Annotated in this window: 19 protein-coding genes; 13 read left to right on the top strand and 6 right to left on the bottom strand. The window is 70.3% G+C overall.

Going from position 1 to position 15,794, the window contains the following annotated elements; all coding sequences use genetic code 11:
• The first annotated feature begins 113 nt into the window (after window positions 1-113).
• From I5803_RS19000 to I5803_RS18990, 3 genes are read left to right on the top strand one after another with little or no spacing between them, the layout of a single operon-like run.
• On the top strand, window positions 114-1,619 hold the full coding sequence (locus tag I5803_RS19000) for a DNA-3-methyladenine glycosylase 2 family protein (protein ID WP_196987880.1): 1,506 nt from the start codon (window positions 114-116) through the stop codon (window positions 1,617-1,619).
• Window positions 1,616-2,110 (top strand): methylated-DNA--[protein]-cysteine S-methyltransferase, encoded by a 495-nt coding sequence (locus I5803_RS18995; RefSeq protein ID WP_196987879.1) that lies wholly within the window; start codon window positions 1,616-1,618, stop codon window positions 2,108-2,110. The genes I5803_RS19000 and I5803_RS18995 overlap by 4 nt, the downstream gene beginning before the upstream one ends.
• Window positions 2,107-3,003, top strand: coding sequence for a DMT family transporter (locus I5803_RS18990; protein WP_196987878.1), 897 nt, complete (start codon window positions 2,107-2,109; stop codon window positions 3,001-3,003). Before I5803_RS18995 ends, I5803_RS18990 begins: the two co-directional genes overlap by 4 nt.
• Here the strand turns inward: I5803_RS18990 and I5803_RS18985 are convergent, their stop codons facing one another.
• On the bottom strand, window positions 3,004-3,192 hold the full coding sequence (locus tag I5803_RS18985) for a hypothetical protein (RefSeq protein ID WP_196987877.1): 189 nt from the start codon (window positions 3,190-3,192) through the stop codon (window positions 3,004-3,006).
• Window positions 3,193-3,205: 13 nt separating this feature from the next.
• Window positions 3,206-3,514 carry a hypothetical protein gene (locus I5803_RS18980; RefSeq protein ID WP_196987876.1) on the bottom strand — a complete coding sequence of 103 codons (309 nt, stop codon included), beginning with the start codon at window positions 3,512-3,514 and terminating at the stop codon, window positions 3,206-3,208.
• Window positions 3,515-3,636: 122 nt separating this feature from the next.
• On the opposite strand from I5803_RS18980, the gene I5803_RS18975 reads away from it, so the two are divergent.
• Window positions 3,637-4,401 (top strand): hypothetical protein, encoded by a 765-nt coding sequence (locus I5803_RS18975; RefSeq protein WP_196987875.1) that lies wholly within the window; start codon window positions 3,637-3,639, stop codon window positions 4,399-4,401.
• 18 nt (window positions 4,402-4,419) lie between these two features.
• Here the strand turns inward: I5803_RS18975 and I5803_RS22285 are convergent, their stop codons facing one another.
• Genes I5803_RS22285 through I5803_RS18960 form a run of 4 tightly spaced genes read right to left on the bottom strand, consistent with a single transcriptional unit; the run spans window position 4,420 to window position 5,175 of the window.
• Entirely contained in the window at window positions 4,420-4,551 is a 132-nt protein-coding gene (locus I5803_RS22285) for a hypothetical protein (RefSeq protein WP_255553501.1), read from the bottom strand.
• 17 nt (window positions 4,552-4,568) lie between these two features.
• The gene (locus I5803_RS18970) at window positions 4,569-4,721 is read right to left on the bottom strand and encodes a stereocilin (protein ID WP_196987874.1); all 153 of its coding nucleotides are present in this window, start codon (window positions 4,719-4,721) and stop codon (window positions 4,569-4,571) included.
• 2 nt (window positions 4,722-4,723) lie between these two features.
• On the bottom strand, window positions 4,724-4,891 hold the full coding sequence (locus tag I5803_RS18965) for a hypothetical protein (RefSeq protein WP_196987873.1): 168 nt from the start codon (window positions 4,889-4,891) through the stop codon (window positions 4,724-4,726).
• Between the two features lie 8 nt (window positions 4,892-4,899).
• Window positions 4,900-5,175, bottom strand: a complete 276-nt coding sequence (locus I5803_RS18960) for a hypothetical protein (RefSeq protein ID WP_196987872.1) — start codon at window positions 5,173-5,175, stop codon at window positions 4,900-4,902.
• Window positions 5,176-5,404: 229 nt separating this feature from the next.
• On the opposite strand from I5803_RS18960, the gene I5803_RS18955 reads away from it, so the two are divergent.
• Genes I5803_RS18955 through I5803_RS18915 form a run of 9 tightly spaced genes read left to right on the top strand, consistent with a single transcriptional unit; the run spans window position 5,405 to window position 15,781 of the window.
• Entirely contained in the window at window positions 5,405-6,676 is a 1,272-nt protein-coding gene (locus tag I5803_RS18955) for an acyltransferase family protein (protein WP_196987871.1), read from the top strand.
• Window positions 6,676-7,026, top strand: coding sequence for a hypothetical protein (locus I5803_RS18950; RefSeq protein ID WP_196987870.1), 351 nt, complete (start codon window positions 6,676-6,678; stop codon window positions 7,024-7,026). Before I5803_RS18955 ends, I5803_RS18950 begins: the two co-directional genes overlap by 1 nt.
• The gene (locus I5803_RS18945) at window positions 7,026-8,534 is read left to right on the top strand and encodes a lipopolysaccharide biosynthesis protein (RefSeq protein ID WP_231402461.1); all 1,509 of its coding nucleotides are present in this window, start codon (window positions 7,026-7,028) and stop codon (window positions 8,532-8,534) included. The genes I5803_RS18950 and I5803_RS18945 overlap by 1 nt, the downstream gene beginning before the upstream one ends.
• Window positions 8,531-9,871: an O-antigen ligase family protein gene (locus I5803_RS18940; RefSeq protein WP_196987869.1), complete on the top strand. Its 1,341-nt coding sequence runs from the start codon at window positions 8,531-8,533 to the stop codon at window positions 9,869-9,871. The genes I5803_RS18945 and I5803_RS18940 overlap by 4 nt, the downstream gene beginning before the upstream one ends.
• On the top strand, window positions 9,868-10,836 hold the full coding sequence (locus tag I5803_RS18935) for a glycosyltransferase family 2 protein (RefSeq protein WP_196987868.1): 969 nt from the start codon (window positions 9,868-9,870) through the stop codon (window positions 10,834-10,836). Before I5803_RS18940 ends, I5803_RS18935 begins: the two co-directional genes overlap by 4 nt.
• Window positions 10,833-11,879: a glycosyltransferase family 2 protein gene (locus tag I5803_RS18930; RefSeq protein ID WP_196987867.1), complete on the top strand. Its 1,047-nt coding sequence runs from the start codon at window positions 10,833-10,835 to the stop codon at window positions 11,877-11,879. Before I5803_RS18935 ends, I5803_RS18930 begins: the two co-directional genes overlap by 4 nt.
• On the top strand, window positions 11,872-13,062 hold the full coding sequence (locus tag I5803_RS18925; protein WP_196987866.1) for a glycosyltransferase family 4 protein: 1,191 nt from the start codon (window positions 11,872-11,874) through the stop codon (window positions 13,060-13,062). The genes I5803_RS18930 and I5803_RS18925 overlap by 8 nt, the downstream gene beginning before the upstream one ends.
• Window positions 13,059-14,747: an FAD-dependent oxidoreductase gene (locus I5803_RS22460; RefSeq protein ID WP_196987865.1), complete on the top strand. Its 1,689-nt coding sequence runs from the start codon at window positions 13,059-13,061 to the stop codon at window positions 14,745-14,747. Before I5803_RS18925 ends, I5803_RS22460 begins: the two co-directional genes overlap by 4 nt.
• Window positions 14,744-15,781 (top strand): NAD-dependent epimerase/dehydratase family protein, encoded by a 1,038-nt coding sequence (locus I5803_RS18915; protein WP_196987864.1) that lies wholly within the window; start codon window positions 14,744-14,746, stop codon window positions 15,779-15,781. Before I5803_RS22460 ends, I5803_RS18915 begins: the two co-directional genes overlap by 4 nt.
• Window positions 15,782-15,794: the final 13 nt, after the last annotated feature.

Here is a 15,794-nt window from a genome sequence, read left to right as displayed (position 1 = left end):
CGCAGCGGCAGCGCGTACTGCCTCAATCCCACACGGATGAGCGCCCTGTCCTGCACTAGGGGCATGTCCGAAAACGGCCAGTCGCCGCGCGGGCGCTGCGTATCATCCCGACCATGGACACCGGAGCCGCCTCCTTGCAACCCGACGCCTGCTACCTCGCGCTGCAGGCACGCGACGCACGCTTCGACGGCCGCTTCTTCATCGGCGTCACCTCGACCGGCATCTATTGCCGCCCGGTGTGCAAGGTGCGCATGCCCCGCCGCGAGAACTGCCGCTTCTTCGGCCACGCCGCGCAAGCCGAGAGCGCGGGCTTTCGGCCCTGCCTGCGCTGCCGGCCCGAGCTCGCGCCCAACTCCATCGCCTGGTCGATCCAGGATGCGAGCTACATCCTGGCCCACCAGGCCGCCCGCCTGCTGGACGAACCGGAGGCCTGGGGCGACGAGCCGCCCTCTGTCGAGCAGCTCGCGGCGAAGCTCGGCGTGAGCGACCGGCACGTGCGCCGCATCTTCGAGGCGCAGTTCGGCGTGTCCCCGGTGCAGTACCTGCAGACCCGCCGCCTGCTCACCGCCAAGCAGTTGCTGGCCGACACGCAGTTGCCCATCACGCAGGTCGCGCTCATCAGCGGCTATTCGAGCCTGCGGCGCTTCAACGCGGCCTTCGTCGAGCACTACGGGCTGAACCCGACGCGGCTGAGGCGCGAAGGCTCGATCCGCCCCGCCCAGGACACCGCGATCCGCCTCGGCTACCGCCCGCCGTACGACGTGAAGGCCATGCTCGGGTTCTTCGCCAAGCGCACCATCGCGGGCATCGAGCTCATCGACAGCGCCAGGGGCGCGATGGCGCGCACGCTGTCCGTGGAATCCGCCGGGAAGTGGCACCGCGGCTGGCTCGTCGCGGAGTTCGACGAGGCGCGCCACCAGGTCGCGCTGCGCGTGGACGATGCGCTGAGCCAGGTGCTGCCCCTCGTGATACGCCGCTTGCGCGCCGCCTTCGACCTCGACGCCGACCCGGCCGCCATCAACGCCGTGCTGCACGGCAGCTTCCCGGAAGGGGACGGCCTTCGCGTGCCGGGCGCGATGAGCGGCTACGAGATCGCGATCCGCGCGGTGCTCGGCCAGCAGATCACGGTCGCGGCCGCGCGCACCCTGGCCCAGCGCATGGTGGACCGTTTCGGGCAGCCCATCGTCACGCCCTTCCCCCAGCTCACGCGCCTGTTCCCGGAACCCGCCGTGCTGGCCGCCGCCGCGGGCGACGCGCTCGGGCAGCTCGGCATCGTCAAGCAGCGCCAGGCGGCGATCGTCGCGATCGCGCAGGCCGTCGCGGACAAGCGCCTGCACCTGCACGGCGGCGCGGACGTGCACGCCACCATCGAGGCGCTCAAGCAGCTGCCGGGCATCGGCGACTGGACGGCGCAGTACATTGCGATGCGCGCGCTGCGCTGGCCCGACGCCTTTCCCGCCGGCGACGTCGCGCTGCACAAGGCGCTCGGCGTGCAGGGCAAGCCCCAACCCGCGCGGGAGGCGGAAGTCGCATCGCACGCCTGGAAGCCCTGGCGCAGTTATGCCGTGGTGCGCGCGTGGTCGACGCTTGCACCGGCGGCCCTCAAGGAGACCACATGAAATTCCATCCCACCATCGCGCAGACGCGCTACGAGAGCCCGCTGGGGACCATGATCGTCGCGGCCACCGAACGGGGCCTCGCAGGCGTCTGGTTCGAAGGCCAGAAGCACATGCCCGACCACGCCTCCTGGCCGGTGCAGTCGGACCACCCGATGCTGCGCAAAGCGGTCGCGCAGCTGGAGGAATATTTCGCGGGCAGGCGCTCGGCCTTCGACCTGCCGCTGGACCTGCAGGGCGGCACGCCTTTCCAGCAGTCGGTGTGGCAGGCGCTGCTCGCCATCCCTGCCGGGGGCACCACGAGCTACGGCACCTTGAGCGAGCGCATCGGCCGCAAGGCCGCCGTGCGCGCCGTCGGCGCGGCCGTGGGCCGCAACCCGGTGAGCGTGATCGTTCCCTGCCACCGCGTCATCGGCTCGGGCGGCGCGCTCACCGGTTACGCCGGCGGCCTGCACCGCAAGACCGCGCTGCTGCAACTCGAGGGCGCGATTTGACGGCGCCCGCCCGTCGCTGGGCCATCGACTTCGTCCTCCTCGCCGCGATCTGGGGCGCGTCCTTCCTCTTCATGCGCATCGCCACGGTCGAGTTCGGCCCGGTGGCGACGGCCGCGCTGCGCGTCGCGATCGCCACCGCCTTCCTGCTGCCCATCACTTTGCTGCGCGGACAGGGCGCGCAGCTGCGCGCGCGCTGGAAGGGCGTCGCGCTCATCGGCGTCTTCAATTCCGGCCTGCCCTTTCTCTGCTTCACCTTCGCACTGCTGTCCATCACCACGGGCCTCTCGGCGATCCTCAACGCGACCGTGCCCCTATTCGGCGCGCTGGTGGCCTGGGTGTGGCTGAAGGACAAGCCGCCGGCCGCGCGGCTGCTCGGGCTCGCGGTCGGTTTCGCCGGCGTCGCGATGCTGGCGTGGGACAAGGCGAGCTTCAAGCCGGACGCCTCGGGCGTCGCGCCGGGCTGGGCCGTGCTGGCTTGCCTGCTGGCCTGTCTCTCCTACGGCGTCTCGGCGAATGCGGCCAAGCGCTACCTGGGGGGCCTGCCCGCGCTGGTCACGGCGACGGGCAGCCAGATCGGCGCGACGCTGGCGCTGGCGCTTCCGGCGGCGTGGTTCTGGCCCGCGCGCATGCCGGGCGCGCACGCGTGGCTCGCGCTCATCGCCGTCGGTGTGCTGTGTACCGGCATCGCGTACATCCTGTACTTCCGGCTGATCGAACAGGCGGGCCCTGCGAAGGCACTCGCGGTGACCTTCGTCATCCCGGTGTTCGCGGTGTTCTACGGGGTGCTGTTCCTCGGTGAGCACGTCACCGGGTGGATGCTGGTCTGCGGCGCCGTCATCGTCTGCGGCACCGCGCTGTCGACCGGCCTGCTCAAGCCCGGCGGCAAGGCCTGATCATTGCGCGCCGCGGTCGGAGTCGCGGCTCGCCCGGCCCTTCGCGCGGCTGCGCTCCCACTCCTTCAGGCGCGGCATCACGCTGGCGGTGCCGTTGCCGCTGTGGCTTGCGCGCACGTGCTGCGCATCCTGCGGCGCCGCGGGCTTGCTGCGGTTGCCGGGTGGCGGGGTGTTCTCACTGGATTTCATGGGGGTGCCCGTTTCAAAAGCGCGGCAGGTCGCGCAGGCGCCGGCCAGGCGCTTCTTCCGCCAGCGCCAGCGTCTCGGTGCCTTCGGGCAAGACGTCCACCTTCACCTCGGGGCCGGGCTGCAACCCGCCCTCCGAGTCGGGGAAGAGGCTGATCACCTTGTCGCCTTCCACGAGGCGGTCGACGATTTCCGTCAACCTCGCGGGCATGGGGCTCATGTCCCACGCGGCGCGTGTCGCGTCGATGAGGCCCATCATTGCGCCGGTGATCTGCGCGCCTGCGTAGCGCAGCGCGGTAATGCCGTAAATCACGTTTTCTGCCATGCGGTGAATTTGGGACATCCGCTGCCCGGATTCGATAGGCCGAGCGGCACACCCTTCGTGGGAAGGTACCTACGATGTACTTCGCGGGGGCGCTAAACTCGGCTCCCCTGCCCCGCGTCCGTATGAGCGATCCGTCCGCCGCCCCCCGCCCCATCGCGTACACGCCGAGCGTTCCCGGCGCGGTCGGGAAGATCCACGCGCGCCGCCTGCGCGAGATCTACCGGTCCGCGGGCTGGCCCTGCCAGGACGCGGTGGAGATCGAACTGCTCGCGGCGGGCCTGCTCCACCGCGTGCATGCGCCCACCGGCCACGAGTCGCTGCGCGTCACCGATGCGGGCATGCAGCTCCTGGCTTCCACCCTGCAGCGCAATCGCGCCGCCATGTCGGCGCACGAAGCGCTGGTCGAGCGGGTGGCCATCGAGATGGGCCGCGCCGGGCGGGTCGCGTGGAGGGGGCTCTCGCTACGCGCACAGGTCCCCGGCGAGGCCGAGGATTCGCCGCTGCGCTGGTGCATGGCCAGGCCGGACGTGTTCTCCATCCGCAACACGTCCGTCGCCACCTATGTCGATCCGATCGTGCATGAAGTGAAGGTTCGCCGCGCCGACCTGCTGGGCGACCTGAAACACGCGAACAAGCGCGCCGCCTACCTGAACCTGGGTGAATGCTGGTACGTGCTCGGCAGCGACGCGCGCGGGCGCTGCATCGGCGCGCCGGACGAGGTGCCGGCCGAATGCGGCGTGCTGGTGCTGGAGAAGGGCAGGCTCACCGTCGCCCGGGCGGCGCCGCGCAAGTCGCGCAGCGGGCTGCCGTTCGGTGTGTGGATGGCGCTCGCGAAAGCGACGCCGGTGAGCGGCCTGGACGAGGACGTGCAGGCGATGCTGGGTTGAGCGCGGCGCGCCGACGCTTTACTCGGCGACCTTTTCCAGCGCTTCGTCCTTGCCGTCCGAGGGAATGTCGTCCTCCTCGGCGAGTTCGGGCTCTTCGCGCTCCAGGCCGCGCGGCGCCGGCGTGAGTGCGGGTGCAATGGCTTGTGTCATCTCGTTCCTCGATGCGTCTAGATTTTCGGTGGCTGGCCGTGCGGCTCTTCCGGCTCGGCCGGCGGCAGGGCCGGGCCGAATTCCGGCTCGACCGGCAAATGCGTGGGATTGGGAGCGCCGGTGTCCGAGCCGGCTTCATCGGCTTGCGGTTCGACGGGGTGGGTGGCCATGTTCAGAAGTCGCTCTTTTCGGAGAGCACGGCCTCGAGGGGTTCGTCCTCGCCGCCCAGCGCGACAGGAGCTTCGTCCTCGCCGTGCTGCGGGCGCGAGAAGCCGTCGTCCAGCTGCGGCGCCTCGGGCTCGCTCGCATACAGGCTGGGATCGACTTCGTAGGAGATCATGGCCGGCTTCAGTCGTGGTCTTCGGTGATGCGCTGGGCCTCGCGGCGCAGCACGGTGCTCGGCTCATGCGTGAAGGGCAGGCGCGGCAGGCCGATCAGGGCCTGCAGGTGCTGGTGCGCGCGGTCCATGTCGGCGCCGATCATCGCGAGCGCCACCTCGTGGCCCGGCTCGTTCTTGGCCACTTCCAGGTAGGCGGCGCGCAGGCGCTGGTAGTCCGCCTCGGCGCGCGACACCTCCTGTTGCAGGGCCTGCACGCGCCCGTGTTCGCCGCGGCTATAGCGCATGGCTGCCGCCTTCTTCGAATCTGGGGTGACGATGGTGGGGTCCGCTCATGAAGGCCATGCTGGACGAGGCGCGGGCGCGGATGTGTAGGACAACGGGCACAGGCCTCGCAGTCTCCCTGCGTGCAGGCCTGTCGGCACCCCGCGCGAAACGCGGCTTTCCACGCATGAGCCTCGACAAGTGCGCGGCAACGCACACTGCATCGGGGGGCAGCCTGAAAAAATCGGGCCCATGCACCAGGCACCGATGTCCCCTGTTCCTTCCCACGCCACGGGCCGCTTCGAAGCGCTCGACGGCTGGCGCGGCGTGTGCGCCTGCCTGGTGGTGCTGTTCCACTTCCATGGGTTCAGCCCGATCTACCACTCGCCCTTCATCCGCCACAGCTACCTGTTCGTGGATTTCTTCTTCGTGCTGAGCGGCTTCGTGATCGCGTGGAACTACGCGACGCGCCTGTCCACCTGGCCCGACGTGCGGCGCTTCCTGGTGCTGCGCATCGGCCGGGTCTGGCCGCTGCACGTGGTGATGCTCGCGCTGTTCGTCGCCTACGAGCTCGCCAAGCGCTTCATCGGCACCAGCCAGTCCGCACCGCTCTTCTCCGGGGAAACCTCGCCGCTGGCGATCTTCACCAACTTCTTCCTCGTGCAGAGCCTGAACCTGCACGACAGCCTCACCTGGAACGGGCCGAGCTGGTCCATCAGCACCGAGGTGTGGACTTATGTCGTCTTCGCGCTGCTGTCGGTCGGCTTCGGCCTGCGCCACTGGATGCTGGCCCTCGCGGCGATCGTGCCGCCGCTCGCGCTGCTGCTCCTCTCGCGCACGGGCAGCATGGACGTGACCTACGACTTCGGCATCCTGCGCTGCATCTTCGGCTTCGCGCTCGGCACACTCTGCTTCCACGTGCAAAAGCGCCGCACGGCGGCCGCGCACGCGACAGGCTGGATGCCCACGGTGCTGGAATTCGTCACCGTCGCGGCCGTCATCGCCTTCGTCTCCTATACGGGCGACAACGCCTGGTCGATGCTCGCGCCCTTCGTCTTCGCCGCCGCGGTGCTGGTCTTCGCCTCCGAGGACGGCCTGCTCAGCCGCCTCTTTCGCACTCCGTTTTTCGCCTGGCTGGGCAAGCTGTCCTACTCGATCTACCTCACGCACTTTTTCGTCGTCATGCTGATCCCGGTCGTGATCAAGCGCGTGGCGCACGTGGACCTGTGGACGCCCATGCGCGTCGCGGGCGGCGATTTCATCATGGCCTATGGCCGCAACGACCTGCAGGGCACGCTCTTCTATGCGCTCGCCGTCGGGCTCACGCTCGCGCTGAGCACGCTCACCTACCGCTGGGTCGAAGAGCCCGGTCGCGACTGGAGCCGCAGGTTCGCGGGCAAGCGCCCTGCCGCCACCCCCTCCGCCATGCCCACGAATAGCCTGAACGGGCCATGGTCCCCACCCACTGCGGCCCTGACTGCTGACGCAGAATTGACCGCAACCCCAACTGCAAGGAGAGCCTGATGCGCACCCTTTTTTCCGCGTGCCTGCTCTGCGTCCTGGCCGCTGCCGCCGGCGCGCAACACGTCGCCCCCAACGCACCCTCCACCGCCGACACGGCCGCGCCCGCCGCCGCTGCCAACCCCACCGCCACCGCCACCGCCCGCGCGGCGACCGCGAGCGGACGGCCCACGGTCGAGCTGATCAAGGCCGCCGGCGCCGCGACGCCCGGCGAGCAGGCCCTGCCCTCCGCCGCCCGCAGCCACCCGTCCGACCGTGACGACCGCCACACGCCCAGCGGCCTCGCCATGCTGCTCGTGGGCCTGGCCGTGATGCTGGGCATCGCCCTGCGCCGCTTCACTTCCCGCGGCTGATGACCACCCGCCTGGCAAACCTGGCCGAACGCGCGCTCAAGTGGAGCGCGCTGACGACCATCGCGCGCTTCGTGCTGCAGCTCGGCGCGCAGGTCGCGCTCGCGCGCTTGCTGGGCCCCGGCAACTACGGCGTGTACGGCATCGGCATGACGGTGCTCACCTTCGCCGCTTTCCTCTCCGGTGGCAGCTTCAGCTGGAACCTCATGCTGCTGCCCAAGGTGGACGACGAGGACATCCGCTTTTCCTTCACCTGGCAGCTGATCGCGGGATTCATCTGCGCCTTCGTGATGCTCGCGAGCGCCCCGGCCATCGCGAGCTTCTTCGGCGACGCGCGCGTGGAAAGCATCGTGCAGTGGCTCTCGCTCGCGAGCCTTCTCACCGCCGCCAGCGCGCCCGCCACCTGCCTGCTGCAGCGCGACCTCAACTTCCGCACGCTGGGCCTCATCCAGCTCGCGAGCTACGCGGCCGGCTACCTCGCCGTCGGCGTGCCGATGGCGCTGGCCGGCTACGGCGCGCACGCCCTCGCCATCGCGTGCGTCGTGCAGGCCGCCGTCACGCTCGTCGGCGCGTACATCGCACGTCCGCACCCGCTGCGTCCGCTGCTGCGCCACGTGAGCGGCGCGGACCACCTCAACACCGGCCGCGCGGTGTTCTTCACCAACATCGTCAACTGGCTGCTCAGCAACCTCGACCGCGTGGTGATCGGCCGCGTGCTCAACACGCACTTCGTGGGCCTCTACACCGTCGCCTACAACCTGGCGTCGATTCCCAACGTGCTGCTGCTGAGCGCCCTGCAGCCCGCCTTCCTCGCGGCCGGCGCGAAGCTGCAGAACGAACCCAAGCGCCTCGCGCAGGGCTGGCTGCTGGGCCTGGCCTGCGTGCTGGTGCTGATCACGCCCGTTTCCGTCGTGGCCGCCATGCTGTCCGCCGACGTCGTCGCGCTGCTCTACGGCCCGGCGTGGATGGAATCGGCCTGGGTGCTCGCGCTGCTCTTCCTGTGCCTGCCCGCCTGGACCTGCTGGGGCCTGTCCACGCCCGTGCTGTGGAACACCGGCCGCAAGCACTACGAATTCCTGCTGCAGCTGCCGCTGCTGCTCATCGCCGCGCCCGCGTGGTGGTACTTCGGCCATGAAGGCATCCGCGCGATCGCCATCGTCTCGGCCGTCGTGATCTACCTGCGCGCGGCCGTCATCATCACCGCCGCGCTGCGCGCGCTGGAGCTGCGCTGGACCGTGCTCATGCCCGACATGGCGCGCGGCATCGGCCTGGCCGCGCTCGCGGCGCTCGCCGTCGCGGGCGGCCACCAGGCCGTCGCGAACGTCACGCTGCCCGGCGCCGCGCTCGTGGCCGGCGGATTCTGCGCGCTCGCCGCGCTCCTCATCGTGATCGGCGTGCGCCCCACGCTGCTCGGCCGCGACACGCAAAGCGCGCTGGGCCGCCTCGCGCCGCGCTTCGCACCGCGCTGGGCCGCGCCGGCGCCCGCCGACCTGGACGGACAAGCCCCATGAAACTACCCAAGACCGACGGCTACCTGCACTGGGTGCTGCCCGCCATGCTGGCGCTCGCCGCCGCGGGCGTGCTCATCTCCGGGCGCGACCTGTCGCAGACCTTCATCGAACTCGCCGACGGCAGCGGCGGCATCCGCGGCCCGATCATCGTGTGGGGCCAGCGCCTCGTGTCGATCCTGCTGCTGCTGGCCGCGGGCGAACGCATCGCGCACCACGTGCTGGACCACCGGCACCTCCCCAGCGCGGCGCTCACCTTCGCCTTCGTCTTCTACTGGTTCACCACGGTGGCGATGACGGCGGTGTTCGGCTCGCACCCGCAGCTCGCGCACGAATACCTCTACGCCCTGATCCTCGGGTTCGCGATGCTGCTGGCGACGCCGCCCGAGTGGGAGCGCATCCTGGACCGCGCGCGCGATGCGCTCGTGATCTTCATCGTCATCGGCGTGGGCCTGATGGCGGTGATGCCGACGATGGTGCTGGACATGCTGTACTCGCAGGGCCTCATCCCCGGCCTGCCGCGCTTCGGCGGGCTCGCCCCGCACCCGGTGGCGATGGGCATGTTCGCGCAGACGGCCCTGCTGCTGATCTGGGCGCGCCCCTATGCGAAGAAGTGGGTCAACGTCCTCGCGTGGATCACCGGCCTGGCCGCCCTCTTCCTCGCCCAGTCCAAGACCGCATGGATCGCGTTCTTCCTGTGCTCCGCGGCGATGTGGCTGGTGCGCGACAGCGGGCGCGTATGGAGGAAGATCACCGACCCGCGCGAAGACGGCCTGACGGGCGTCGTCGTCTGCCTGACGGCGATGACCGTGATCGGCGCGGTGCTCGGCCTGCTGCTCGCGAGCGACTGGGGCAGCAAGCTGTCCGACTTCGCGGGCAGCGCCGAAGGCGCGCAGCTCATGTCGCTCACCGGCCGCGACCGCATCTGGGCCATCGCGATGGAAGAGTGGCAATCCAACTACCTCTTCGGCTACGGGCCCGGCCTGTGGGACGACAGCTTCCGCATGAGCATCGGGATGCCCAACGCGACCGATGCGCACAACCAGTTCATGGACACGCTCGCACGCTCGGGCACGGTCGGCTTCGTCGGGCTCGTGCTGTACGGCCTCACGCTGATGTTCCTGTCGCTGCGCTACGCACGCACGACGGGCGGCCTCAGCCTGGCCCTGTTCCTGGCGCTCGCACTGCGCTCGATCAGCGAAGTGCCGCTGCTGCTCTTCGGCTACGGCACGGAGCTCTACGTGCACTTCCTGCTGCTCGTGACGCTCGCCGCGGGCAGCGCGCAGCGCGTGGTCGCCGACGTGCCGCGCGCGCGCTTCGTCTACGGAACCGCGTCATGAAATTCTCCGTCGTCATCCCCCTGTACAACAAGGCGCGCTTCATCGAGGGCGCCGTGCGCTCCGCGCTGGAGCAGACGCATCGCCCCTACGAGGTGATCGTGATCGACGACGGCTCCACCGACGGCGGCGCCGACCTGATCGAGGACCTGGACTTCCAGTCGGTGCGCGTCGTGCGCCAGGTGAACGCCGGCGTCTCGGCCGCGCGCAATCGCGGCATTTCGCTCGCGCAGGGCGACTGGGTCGCCTTCCTCGACGCCGACGACTGGCATCACCCCGCCTTCCTCGCCAACGTCGCGAAGGCGCATTACTCCTGCCCGGAGGCGCAGATGATCGCCGCGGGCTTCAAGCAGGTGGACGGCGACAGCGACGCCGAGCCGGAAGCCTGGGACGTTCCCGAGACCTTCTGCGAGGTGGAACTGGTGAGCGACCTGCGCGTGCGCTGGATGAAGAGCGCGCCCTTCTTCACCAGCAGCGTCGCCGTGCGCACGAAGCTCCTGCGCAGCATGAAGCCCTGCTTCATCGAAGGCGAGTCCTACGGCGAAGACCTCGACCTGTGGTTCCGCCTCTCGGACCGCACGCCCGTCGCGCTGATCAACGCCCCGCTCGCCGCGTATCGCGCCGCGGTCGCGGGCTCGCTCACCGGTGCGTGGCACCCGCGCAAGCTCGCGCCCTTCCTCGCGCGCATGCGCCAGGGCGCGCGCGAAGGCACCATCCCGCAGCACCTGCGCCGCTCGGCCCTCTGGTTCGTCGCGCAGCAGGAAGTGACCTTGGCGCGCGAATTGCTCGCCGCCGGCCGGCGCCGCGAGGCCATCGCCTGCCTGATGAAAGCGCGCGACGCCGCGCTCACCCGCCGCTGGCTGCTGACCGCCGCCATGATCTCCATGCCCGCGCAATTCGCGGACCGCTGGCAGCGCTGGCGCGTACGCAGCGCCGATGCCTATTCCCAGGAAGGAACGGCCCCATGAGCCGAGTCTCGGTCGTCATCAAGGCCCTCAATGAAGAGGCCAACATCTGCGCGGCCATCGAAAGCGCGCTGGCCGCCGTCGCCGAAGTCGGCGGCGAGGTGATCCTCGCGGACAGCTACTCGAGCGACCGCACCGTGGAGCTCGCATCCCGCTACCCCATCCGCGTGGTGCAGCTTGCCCACGCCGACGAGCGCTGCTGCGGCGCCGGCCCGCAACTCGGCTTCCAGCACTCCATCGGCGAATACGTCTACATCCTCGACGGCGACATGCAGATGCTGCCCGGCTTCCTGCCGCAGGCTCTGCTCTTTCTGGCCCAGCACCCCGAGGTCGCCGGCGTCGGCGGCCGCCTGGTCGAATTGAACAACGACAGCCTCGAATACCGCGAACGCGGGCTGCGCGCGCAATCGCACCTCTTCCCCGGCGAAGTGGACCGCATCGACGGCGGGGGCCTCTACCGCCGCCGCGCCATCGCCGAGAGCGGCTACTTCTCCGACCGCAACCTTCACAGCTACGAAGAGTTCGACCTCGCGGTGCGCCTGCGCTCGCGCGGCTGGAAGCTCTGGCGCCTGCCCGTGGACGTGGTTACGCACTACGGCCACGACGCGCCGCCCTACCAGCTGCTGATGCGCCGCTGGCGCTCGCGCTACGTGTGCGGCCTGGGCGAACTGGTGCGTGCCTCCGCCGGCCAGCCGCAGATGCGCCTCGTGCTGCGCGGCGCGCGCGAGCTGGTCATCTACACCGGCGTGCTCGTCTGGTGGCTCGCGCTGCTGGCCGCCGTGCTGTGGCCGGCCGCGGCATCGGCGAAGGCCATCGCATTCGTTCTCCTCGCCATCGCGCCCTTCGCCTTGATGCTGGTGCGCAAGCGCTCCCTCTCCCGCGCCGTGTACTCGGTGGTCTCCTGGTGCTTCCAGGCAGCCGGCCTCGTGCGCGGCATCGTGCGCCCGCGCAAGCCGGCGCACCAACCCATCGCCAGCCGCGTGCTGCACGAGCCGCCCGCTTCCCCTCCCGCCAAAACGACAACCGCTTCGACGAAACATGCCTGATACCGCCGGCTCCCTGCCCTCCACCGCCGCGGCGCGCGCCAGCCGCCGCTACATCTACATCGCCTGCCCCTGGACGCCGGTGGGCGGCGGCATGTTCAAGGTCGCCGACTACCTGATCCAGTCGCAGGAGGCGGGCTCGTCCCCGGACTCCGCGGAACTGCGCCCGCTCGACACGCGCGGCGGCGGCAGCGCCTTCGCGTCGATGTTCTTCCTCCTCTCCGCGCTGGTGAAGCTCGTGCAGGGCCGCATCTCCGGCGACCTCGCGGGCGTGCACGTGAACATGGCCGAGCGCCTGAGCCTGTGGCGCAAGAGCGCCGTGGTCGTGTTCTCGCACATGCTCGGCATTCCCGTCGTGCTGCACCTGCATGCGGCGCAGCTGCACCACTACTACCGCGCCCTGCCCTCGCTGCTGCGCCGCGTGGTGCGCTGGGTGTTCTCGCTGCCCGACAGCGTCGTCGTGCTGGGCGGCGCGGCGGAACGCTTCGTCGTCGACGAACTGCTCGTGCCGAAGAGCCGGGTCGAGATCGTGATCAACGGCGTGCCCGAGCCGGTGGACCGCAGCGGCCCGCGCCGCGTGGACGGCGTGCAGCGCGTGCTGTTCCTGGGCAACCTGTCCGAGCGCAAGGGCGTGTCGGACCTGCTAAACGCCCTCGCGCAGCCCGGCTTCGAGTCGGAAGGTGTCGAGGTCGTGATCGCCGGGGGCGGCGACGTGCCCGGCTACGAAGCGAAGGCGCGCGAGCTCGGCGTCGACAGGTTCACGCGCTTCGCGGGCTGGTGCGACCAGCGCCAGGTGGCGCAGCTCATGTCGCGCACCGACGTGCTGGTGCTGCCCTCGTACGACGAAGGCCTGCCGCTCGTGATCCTCGAAGCGCTGGCGCATGGCGTGGCCGTCGTGTGCACGCCGGTCGGCGAGATTCCCACCGCCCTCACCGACAACGAGAACGCCCTCTTCGTGCAACCCGGCGACGTGCCGGGCATCGCGGCGGCGCTGACGAAGGTGCTGCGCGACAAGCCCCTCCAAGCCACGCTCGGCAGCAACGGCCGCGCGCTGTACGAGCAGCGTTATTCCCTCGCGCGCTTCTTCGCGAGCATCGCGCGCATCCATCAAAAGCACTTCGGCGTGTCGGGCCGCTTCGCGCAGCCCTCCGGCGCCGGCTCGACGTCCCGGGAGGCCACGCCGTGATCCTCGACGCCAATTCCATCGGCAACGGCTCCTGCCTCTTCGCCGACGTCTGCGTGGTCGGCGGCGGCGCCGCCGGCATCTCGCTGGCGCTCTCGCTGTCCGGCCAGGGCCTGAAAATCCTGCTGCTCGAATCGGGCGGGCGCGGGGAGCACAAGCCGACGCAGGAGCTCTACGCCGGCGAAGTCGCCGACGACAAGCTGCACAGCCCGCCGGACAAGTACCGCCAGCGCCGCATCGGCGGCTCCACGACCATCTGGGGCGGCCGCTGCGTGCCCTTCGACGAGATCGACCTCGAGAAGCGCGACTACATGCCGTTCTCGGGATGGCCGATGTCGTATTCGGAGCTGCAGGCCTACTACCCGGAAGCGAACCAGCTCGCCGAGGCGGGCCGCTTCCTCTACGACGCGGAAGATGCGCTCGGCCCGGGGGCGCCGCCGCTCTTCAAGAACTTCGACAGCGGCATGGTACGCACGAATTCGCTGGAGCGCTTCTCCTGCCCCACGGACTTCGGCACCCGCTACGCGAAGCGCCTGGAACTTGCGCCGGACATCAAGGTGCTGCTCGGCGCGAACTGCACCGCGATCCGTCTCGAAGCCGGCGGCCGCTCGGTCGACGAGCTGGAAGTGACGACGCTCGCGGGCCAGCGCTTCCGCATCGCCGCGCGCGCCGCGGTGCTCGCCACGGGCGGGCTGGAAACCGCGCGGTTGCTGCTCGCGTCCCGCGACGTCGCCCGCGCCGGCATCGGCAACGAGCACGACGTGGTCGGCCGCTACTACCAGTGCCACATCGCGGGCAACGTCGGCACGCTCACCGTGAACGGCGACCCCAAGGACGTGCGACACGGCTACGAAGTCTCGCCCGAGGGCATCTACTGCCGCCGGCGCCTCTCGATCGCGCCGGAACAGCAGCGGCGCCTGGGCCTCGCCAACATCTGCGCGCGGCTGCACTTCCCGCGCATCACGGACCCGTCGCACCGCAACGGCGTGCTGTCGGGGCTCTTCATGGCGCGGCATTTGATCAGCTATGAATATGCGAAGCGCCTGAACGACGGCAACCCCACGGCCTCCACCTACGCCCGGCACGCGATGAACATCGTGTCCGACCCGCTCGACACCGCGGCCTTCCTCACGCACTGGCTCACGCACCGCACACTGGCCAAGCGCAAGTTCCCTTCGGTGATCCTGCGCAACCGCAGCAACCGCTTCAGCCTGGAGATGCACGGCGAGCAGGCGCCGCGCGCCGACAGCCGCGTCTCGCTCGTGCAGTCGGTCGATGCGCTCGGCATGCCGCAGCTGCGCGTGGACTGGCGCTACAGCCCGCAGGACATCGAGTCCATGCGCGGCACGCTGGACCTCATCGCACAGGAATTCGAGCGCACGGGCGCGGGCCGCCTCACCTACAACCGCGACACGCTGGAAGAAGACCTGATGCGGTTCGGCGCGTACGGCGGCCACCACATCGGCACGGCGCGCATGGGCAACGACGTGCGCACCAGCGTCGTCAACGCGGACTGCCAGGTGCATTCCGTGCGCAACCTCTTCGTCGCGGGCAGCGCCGTGTTCCCGACCTCCAGCCAGGCCAACCCGACGCTCACGCTCATCGCGCTGTCGCTGCGGCTGGGCAATCACCTCTCGCGCCGCCTCGCCCCGAAGGCGGCCATTCCCCTCGAAGCGGTGGCGGCATGAAAATCCTCGTCCTCGGCGGCTCCGGCTACATCGGCTCGCGCCTGTGCGCGATGCTGTCGTCCAGCGGCTGGGCTACCCCTATCAACGGCTCCGCGCGGCGCAACGTGCCCGGCATCGAGAACCGGCGCGTGGACACGCGCGACAAGGGCTCCATGTTCGAGGCCCTGCGCGGCGTCGATGCGGTGGTCAATTGCGTCGCCGGCAGCGCCGATGCGATCGCGAGCGGGGCCGCGGCGCTCACGCACGCGGCCATCGAAGCGGATTGCCAGCGCATCGTGCACCTGAGCAGCATGTCGGTGTATGGCTCGCAGCAGGGGGTGCTGAACGAAACCGCCGCGCTCGACCCGACGATGGGCTGGTACGCGAAAGCGAAGTGCGAATCGGAAGAACGCTTCAGGGCCTTCGCCTCGACGGGCGGCAGCGTCGTCACCTTCCGCCCCGGCTGCGTCTGGGGCCCGGGCAGCGAGCTGTGGGTGGGCCGCGTGAGCCGGTGGCTGCGCGCGCATCGCCTGGGCGACCTCGGCGAGGCCGGCGACGGCTGGTCCAACCTCGTGCACGTGGACGACGTGTGCGCGGCCATCGAAGCCGCGCTGCGCCTGCCGCAACCCGTGGGCCAGGTGCGCACGTACAACCTCGCGGCGCCGGACAGCCCGCGCTGGAACGAATACTTCACCGACCTTGCGCTCGCGACGGGCGCGACGCCCGTCAAGCGCATCCATCCGCGCCAGCTGAAGGTCGATGCCTTCGTGCTCGGCCCCATCCTCAAGGCGGCGGAAATCGGATTGTCGAAGCTCGGGCGCGACGTGGCGTTCCTGCCCGACCCGCTCTCGCCGGGACTCGTCGCGCTGTTCGACCGGCACCTGAAGCTCGACTCGCAGGCGGCGGAGCGGGACCTGGGACTCAAATGGACCGGCTACGACACCACGCTGCGGCAGGCGGCGCTGTGGTGCCTGCAGCGCGACGGCATCCCCTCGACGCCGCCCTCGCGCGCGCGGCCGGTCGCGCGGCGCGCGAGCGGAACACGGACGGTTTGAGTGCCGGCCGCCG

Source organism: Caenimonas aquaedulcis, assembly GCF_015831345.1.
Taxonomy (GTDB): Bacteria; Pseudomonadota; Gammaproteobacteria; order Burkholderiales; family Burkholderiaceae_C; genus Ramlibacter; species Ramlibacter aquaedulcis.
The sequence above is the reverse complement of the archived record's forward strand: the minus strand, read 5'-3'. Positions and strand labels throughout refer to the sequence as shown.